This window comes from Sphingomonas sp. ERG5 (assembly GCF_000803065.1).
Taxonomy (GTDB): Bacteria; Pseudomonadota; Alphaproteobacteria; order Sphingomonadales; family Sphingomonadaceae; genus Sphingomonas.
This window is the reverse complement of sequence record NZ_JSXI01000066.1, coordinates 65,290-71,903: the sequence shown is the minus strand read 5'-3', so window position 1 is coordinate 71,903 and position 6,614 is coordinate 65,290. Positions and strand designations below refer to the sequence as shown.

Here is a 6,614-nt window from a genome sequence, read left to right as displayed (position 1 = left end):
GATCTGGAATGTAGTAGTGACAAATTATATAATGTTGAATAAATTCAATTGATAATCGGAGTATGTTCAGGGTTTTCCTGAATCAATTCGCTGTATCATTGCATGGTAACTGTTCTCGACAGTGAGATTTTCGACTGATACGCGATAGGCACCGCCGTCATAGGAAGTTACGATCAACGCATCGCCGCAGCGTGAGAGCGAGCTGAGCCCGTTCGTGGCGATCGTCCGGCGCACCAGCCGGCCGGTCTCGAGGTCGATCTTGACCAGTGCTCCCCAGTAATCACCGACGATCACCGTCCGGTCGTCCCAGAAGCACAGCGACTTGGGCGAACGGCGACCGAGTTCGATCGAATGTGTGAGCCGCGCATCGGCGAGGTCGTAGATGTTGAGTGTGAAGTCGCGAGACGCGCTGGCAATTCGGTCACCGGCGGGTGCGATATCGACATCGTCGACGATCGCGGTATGGCCGGCGAAGCGGTGGACGATCTCACCGGAGAGCGTCCAGGAAAGCAGCCCGCCATCGGCGCTGCAACTTACCCCCAATGGATCGTGCGGATGCAGCCGCAATGCCTTGACCGCGCCGTCATGAAGCGCGTGGACGCTTACGTCCTGCCCGTCGGGCGAAATCCGGACGATCGCGCCGCTATAGCAGGCAGCGAAAGCGGCGCCTTCATGCCCGGCGCAGTGCGCGACCCGGATCGAGTTGATCGGCCCTTGTCCCAGCGGCATTTGGGCGACGGTTTCGAGGTTCGGGCCGGCGAAGATGTGGAGCCGGTGATCATGCGCGCCGGCGAGGATGCGGTCTGTGGTGGGGTCACGCGTCACTGCGTTCATCAGCACGCGACCGCCGCGTGGCGCGACGCAGGCGGTCAGCCGTGCGTCGCGATCAGTGAGGCGGACCAGTCGCACCAGCCCGTCGTCCGCGACCAGCGCGACGCTGCCGTCCGCCGCGCCAGCGGCGTCGTTGAAGCAGGCATTGCCATGGTCGCCCGGCTCACCGCCAAATTCGGCCAGCAGCTTTCCCGTGATGGCGTCCCATTGCACCACCGTGCCGTCGAAGGTTCCTGCGAGAATCGTCGCACCATCGGGCGACCAGCCGAACGAGCGCTCCCACTTAGCGTCATGCCCTTCGAGCGCGATTTTTCGCGCGAAACCCTGCGCGTCCCAGACGATGATCTTCTGGTCATAGGCGCAGGACAATATGTCGCCGGTGACGGGTGAAATCGCGACTTTCTTGATTCCGGACCCATGCGCGTCGATCTGGCCGACCGCGCTGCCGTCGCGGCTGTCGAAGATGCGGATCACGCCATCGTCGCAGCCGAGAACAACGCGGTGGTTGAGGACATCGACCGCGCATGTGTCGGTCTCGGTTTCGAACGGACCCCAGGTGCGCAGCAGCGCGCCGCTTGCGAGGTCCCATTGCCGCAGCGTCATGTCGTCGCCCGAGGAATAGATCAGGCCGTCGTGGTGGGTAACCGAAAGCACATCCTTCTCATGTCCTTCGATCACGCGCCGGATCGCGCCGGTGGCGAGGTCCCAGACGATGATCCGTCGGTCACGCGAGGCGGAAAGGCCGGTCTCGGCATCGACGAAGGTAAAGCATTCGACATCGTCGCTGTGCCCGCGCAGCACCCGCACCCGCAGCCGCTCATGCAGGTCCCAGATATGGATGTCATAGTCCGACGATGATGACGCTGCATAAGTCCCCGCGACGTTGACGGTGACATGGTTGGCGAGGTGGCGGTGATAGCCGAGCAATTCGACGCTGCCGGTGTCGAGATCGAACAACGAGACCGCGCCGTCATAGGCGGCCGCGACGACCGCCGCGCGTCCGGGGACGGCGGCGACCGACGTCACCGGGCCGCGATGGCGCGTGAAACTTTCGGCGGCAATCGTGGCAGGGCGAGGATCGAGCATCGGCGGCACCTATGATGTGAGGAGCGGGGAGCGCAGGTCGCGCAGATCCTTGCCGGCAAGATCTTCGCTTAGCGGCGTGCCGGCGAGCGCGTCGGCGAGTTCGTCGAGATTGGTGACCACGACGCCGAGATTGACCGGGCCGCGTTTGTGACACGTCGGGGCGAGTGACGCGCGGCCCTCGACGCCGAGAAAGGCGAGAATCCGCGCGATCTGGTGCGGATCGGCGAGCGCTTCATAATCGGCATCGAGCCAGTCTTGCCCAGCGGCCAGGAGCTTAGCCTCCAGCCCGGCGTACCAGGTGGCGTTGCGGTCGACATGCCGCAGGAGATCGTCGGCTGCGACGCGGATCGCGGGAAGCGCGGCGTCGGGGGATGGGTCGTAACTCTCCCAGACGCCAGTGCGGGTCGCGATCTTCTCCGAGACATAGGTGCGCAAGCGGTTGCGGCGGCGGAGCAACAGTTTGCGGACTGAACGGTCGTTGAGGAGTATCTCGACGGCATCGGGATTCTCGCCGAGGTTGATCTTGAAGCCGATGGCGCGCGCATCGCGGTTCGAATTCCAAACTCGGTCGAGGAAGGTCAGAGGATCGTTGTCGCGTTCGGCAACGCTACCAAATGCGCCGCGCCGGTCGCGAGCGCGATGGACGCCGCCGGGGTTGAACAGCCCATGGTGACACAGAATGTCGGGGTGCGCGTTGAGCAGGCCGCACAGCAGGTTGCTTCCCGTCCGCGGCGCGGCGAAGATCACGAAGCGCCCGGCCGCGCGCTGTGTCACGACACAGCCACCGCTTCGATGCGACCTGCTTCAAGCAGGAAGCCCTCGCCAAAGGCCCTGACGCGGAAATCGTCCGGAAGCGCGCCCAGGCTGTCGCGGACGCCACGGTCGGCCGCCTCGGCGGTGCCTGCGCGCACGAACACCGTCATCGCATCGGCCAGACCCTGGCGGAGGAACGAACGAAGCAGCATGGGCCCGCCTTCGACCAGCAGGCTCTCGATCCCGTGCTCGTGGAGCGACGCGAGCGGTTCCTGCAGATCGTGGCTGGCCATCGTCAGCGTCACCACATCGTGATCGACGCCCTTGTGCGAACTCACGACGAAGGCGCGCGCGCCGGGGGGGATGTCACAGGGGTGCGAGCCTGCAAAGACTACCCGGCTCGGCTGGCGGCGCGGCTCGCGACCCAGCCGCTCGGCGCGGACAGTGAGCCGGGGTCGATCGAGATTCCAGGTACGTCCACCGACCGCGATCGCATCATAGCGTTCGCGCAATTCATGAACCCTATGCCAATCGGCGCAGCAGGAAATGTTGCCGGCATGCGCAAGCCCGACATCCGATCCGCCGGCATCCTCCGCGGCGAAATTGATGTGAATAAAAGGCCGCCCCATTTGTTTCCGCCCGCCTCTCCAATGCCGGAATCCGGCAAAATTCTATTTTTATCTCAGCAAGAAACTCGCAGCGTAGGTCATGTATAGATGGGAATTATAACGGGCATAAGATCCCTAATAAGATGGTTACGTTGTGCAGATGCTCCGAAGATGTCGTCAGACTACTCGTCTGATCTGGAATAAATATAGTCAAAAGGATCCAAATTGGATATATTGACTGATGACCACTCGATAAGGGGTGCATTTCAAGGTGATTAATAAGGATTATCCTGGACTCCTGGTAATGAGGTGGGCGAAAGCGCTGCATGGCTGCGGCCTGTGAGCATCCGTTCCAGGTGCGTCGGCGCCCGGATCGCAGCGTTGCGCTTTCGGATCGGCTCTCGGCGGCGCGGGGGCGGAGGAAGAGTGTGATCCTCCATCCGCTGCAGAAAGAGGATCAGTCTGAGCAACAAGGTTCGCGGCCATGTGCTCAAATCGGCTCACAGATTGTGACACGGGAGCGGCCCAACATGGTCGAACATGGTCGACTCCAGGTGAACCTTTGGCTTTGAGACTTTCAATTCAATCGATAGCCAAAGGCACGAATTGCGAAGTCTCAGGGATGCGTCTCAGCGAGATTCGAACGTGCGGCCTATGGTTTAGGAAATCGCTGCCCTCAAGGATTGCGGAACGGCCGCTCCTTGAAGGCTGCGGAAATTTGTCGCGACGACGCAGAGCAGCCTGTTTGTCGGTATATCCAGGCAATTATCTATCTGCTCCGCGCGCCTGACTCCCGGCGGCAGCCTAGGTGCCTGGGTGCGGTATTCCCTGGCTTGAGGGGAATCCATGTGCGTTTCGACCGTGGGGATATCCTCTTACGAGGCGGGATGGAATCACACTGCGATGCGTGTCGATAATGCGGCTTCGAGCGGGCGGAAATCGGTCCATTCGCTGACATCGAAGCTCTGCGGGATGAAGTTCCAGCGATGCAGGAAATTGGTGAAGTCCTGAAGCGCGGTGAGCGATTGCTCGGCGAGATCTGTCCTGAGCCGGGTCTGGGCATCGTCACCATAAGCGATCGATACCCAATATTCGCTCGAATTGGTCTCGCGGGCGAGATAGCGGCGGACGTCGGAGGCGTGATCCTGAGCCCATGCTTCGGCGCGCAGCACCTGTTCCACGATGGTGACCGCCGCATCGAAATGATTGTCGAGCAGATTACCGTCCACCGCCAGCGTTCGCGGTGTGCCGTTATTGGCGCGAATCAGGGGTTCCGGATGCGCGCCGGTGTCGATCACCGTGGTCAGCCCGAACTGGTTGGCGACTTGCGCGCCATGCACGCCCTTGAGGAAGATCGCATCGACCTCGCCGCGCAGCAGCGCGACGACCTCCAGATTGTTGGCGCGGGCGCGGCTGGTGGAGCGCCCGCGATAGGCCAGCGTACCGTTCACATTCTCGGCGGACTGGTCGCTGTAATGGCTCTCGATGTCCTGATCGACCAGCTCGACATCGGCGACGTTCAGTCCCTCGAGACTCAGCGCATTCTCCAGGCCGCGGATCGCCTGCGCGCGCGTGAAGTCGATTTCGACATTCTTCCAGTTGGGTAGGCCGAAACGGCGCCCTTTCAGGTCGCGCACGCTCTCGATGCCGGACTCCGGCGTGGTCAGGATCAACTGCGTCTCGTCCGCCCAGGACAGACCGATGACGCGCGTATCGCGGCCGCGTGCCCTGGCGCTGATCGCGGGGATATTGCCGCCATGGCGCACCGAATTCTGCACCGTATGGCTGAAGTGCGATTCGCGCGTGGCGAAGTCGTTGGATTCAAGCAGCGAGGCGACCTTGGTGCCCTGAGCGCGGAACGCGTCCTCCAGCCAGCCTTGTTGAAGCGCGATGCCAAGGCCGGTCGGGACCGGGCAGCGGGTGTACCAGAGCGTGTCGAGCGTATTGGACATGGCAATGCTTCCTTCGTCAGGCGACGGGATCGAGGACAGGTACGGTGACAGCGACATCATTCGTTTGTTGCAGGATTTGCGGGCGCGGCAGATGGAGATGCCCACGCAGCGTCGTGCTGTCATACTCCGTGCGAAACAGGCCGCGCCGCTGCAGCTCCGGCACCACCAGGTCGACGAACTCGGTCAGCGAACTGGGCAGCAGTGGCGGGATCAGGTTGAAGCCGTCCGCCGCATCTCGCTCGAACCAGTCCTGAATCTGATCGGCAATGTCGGATGGCGTGCCGATCGCGACGCGGTGGCCGCGTACCGCGTTGAAGCGCAGGAAAAGCTGGCGAATGGTCAAATTCTCGCGCTGCGCGAGCGCGGTAAGCTGCCGCCAGCGGCCCTTGCCATTCTCCGGTTCGGGCAGGTCGGGCAGGGGGCCATCCAGCGGATAGCCGCTCACGTCCTGGCCCATCAGGTTGAGCTCGCCGGAGAAATCGACCGCCGATTCCAGCGCGGCGAACTTGTCCTGGGCTTCCTGCCTGCTGCTGCCGATCGCGAACGACAGGCCGGGCATGACCTTCAGCGTGTCGGGGTCGCGGCCATGGCGCGCCATGCGGCCCTTCACATCGGCATAGAAGCTCTGCGCTTCCTCGATGAACTGCGCCGCGGCATAGATCATCTCGGCATATTTGGCCGCGAAGTCGCGGCCGACCTCGGAATTGCCCGCCTGGACGAAGACCGGGTGGCCCTGGATCGGCCGCGCCGTGTCGAGCACGGTGCTGATCCGGAAATGCTTGCCCTGATGCTTGACCGGATGGACATGGTTTGAATTGAGATAAATGCCGCTTTCCCGGTCGGCATGTTCGAACGCATCGTCTTCCCAGCTGTCCCACAGTGCGCGGGCGACATCGACGAACTCCGCGGCACGTTCATAACGGTCGGCATGGCTCAGCGGCTGATCGACGCCGAAGCTCTTCGCCGCGCCATCCGCGAGCGAGGAGACGATGTTCCAGCCGATCCTGCCGCCGCTGATATGATCGAGCGAGGCAAAGCGGCGGGCAAGCGCATAGGGTTGCTCGAAATTGGTGTTCACCGTCGCCACCAGGCCGATCCGGCTGGTGACGCTGGCCAGCGCTGCGGTGAGCGTCAGCGGCTCGAAATCGAGAAAGGCGTGGCGACGCTCGATCCCCTTGGTGCTGTCGCCGCTCTGCCCGGCGAAATCGGCGAAGAAGGCGGTGTCGAGCTTGCCGCGCTCGGCGGTGCGCACCAGGTCGGCCCAATAGTTGAAATCGGGCCGGCCGCTCTTCGCGGAGCCCGGCTGGCGCCAGGCGCCGGGATGATGCCCATGGCGCGTCAGGAAGACGCCGAGCGCGAGTTGCCGCTTGCTGCTGGTCACAGG

5 protein-coding genes are annotated in these 6,614 nt (G+C 62.9%); all 5 read right to left on the bottom strand.

Annotation, left to right across the window (positions count from 1 at the left end; genetic code table 11):
- Positions 1-66: 66 nt before the first annotated feature.
- On the bottom strand, positions 67-1,917 hold the full coding sequence (locus OO12_RS21505) for a WD40 repeat domain-containing protein (RefSeq protein ID WP_152616585.1): 1,851 nt from the start codon (positions 1,915-1,917) through the stop codon (positions 67-69).
- 9 nt (positions 1,918-1,926) lie between these two features.
- Complete coding sequence (locus OO12_RS21500) at positions 1,927-2,691, bottom strand: hypothetical protein (RefSeq protein WP_034160798.1); 765 nt, start codon at positions 2,689-2,691, stop codon at positions 1,927-1,929.
- Positions 2,688-3,299 (bottom strand): RibD family protein, encoded by a 612-nt coding sequence (locus OO12_RS27165; protein WP_052216155.1) that lies wholly within the window; start codon positions 3,297-3,299, stop codon positions 2,688-2,690. Before OO12_RS27165 ends, OO12_RS21500 begins: the two co-directional genes overlap by 4 nt.
- 872 nt (positions 3,300-4,171) lie before the next feature.
- On the bottom strand, positions 4,172-5,230 hold the full coding sequence (locus tag OO12_RS21490; RefSeq protein ID WP_034160797.1) for an ABC transporter substrate-binding protein: 1,059 nt from the start codon (positions 5,228-5,230) through the stop codon (positions 4,172-4,174).
- A gap of 16 nt (positions 5,231-5,246) precedes the next feature.
- A complete protein-coding gene (locus tag OO12_RS21485; protein ID WP_034160796.1) occupies positions 5,247-6,611 on the bottom strand; it encodes an LLM class flavin-dependent oxidoreductase in 1,365 nt (454 codons plus the stop codon).
- Positions 6,612-6,614: the final 3 nt, after the last annotated feature.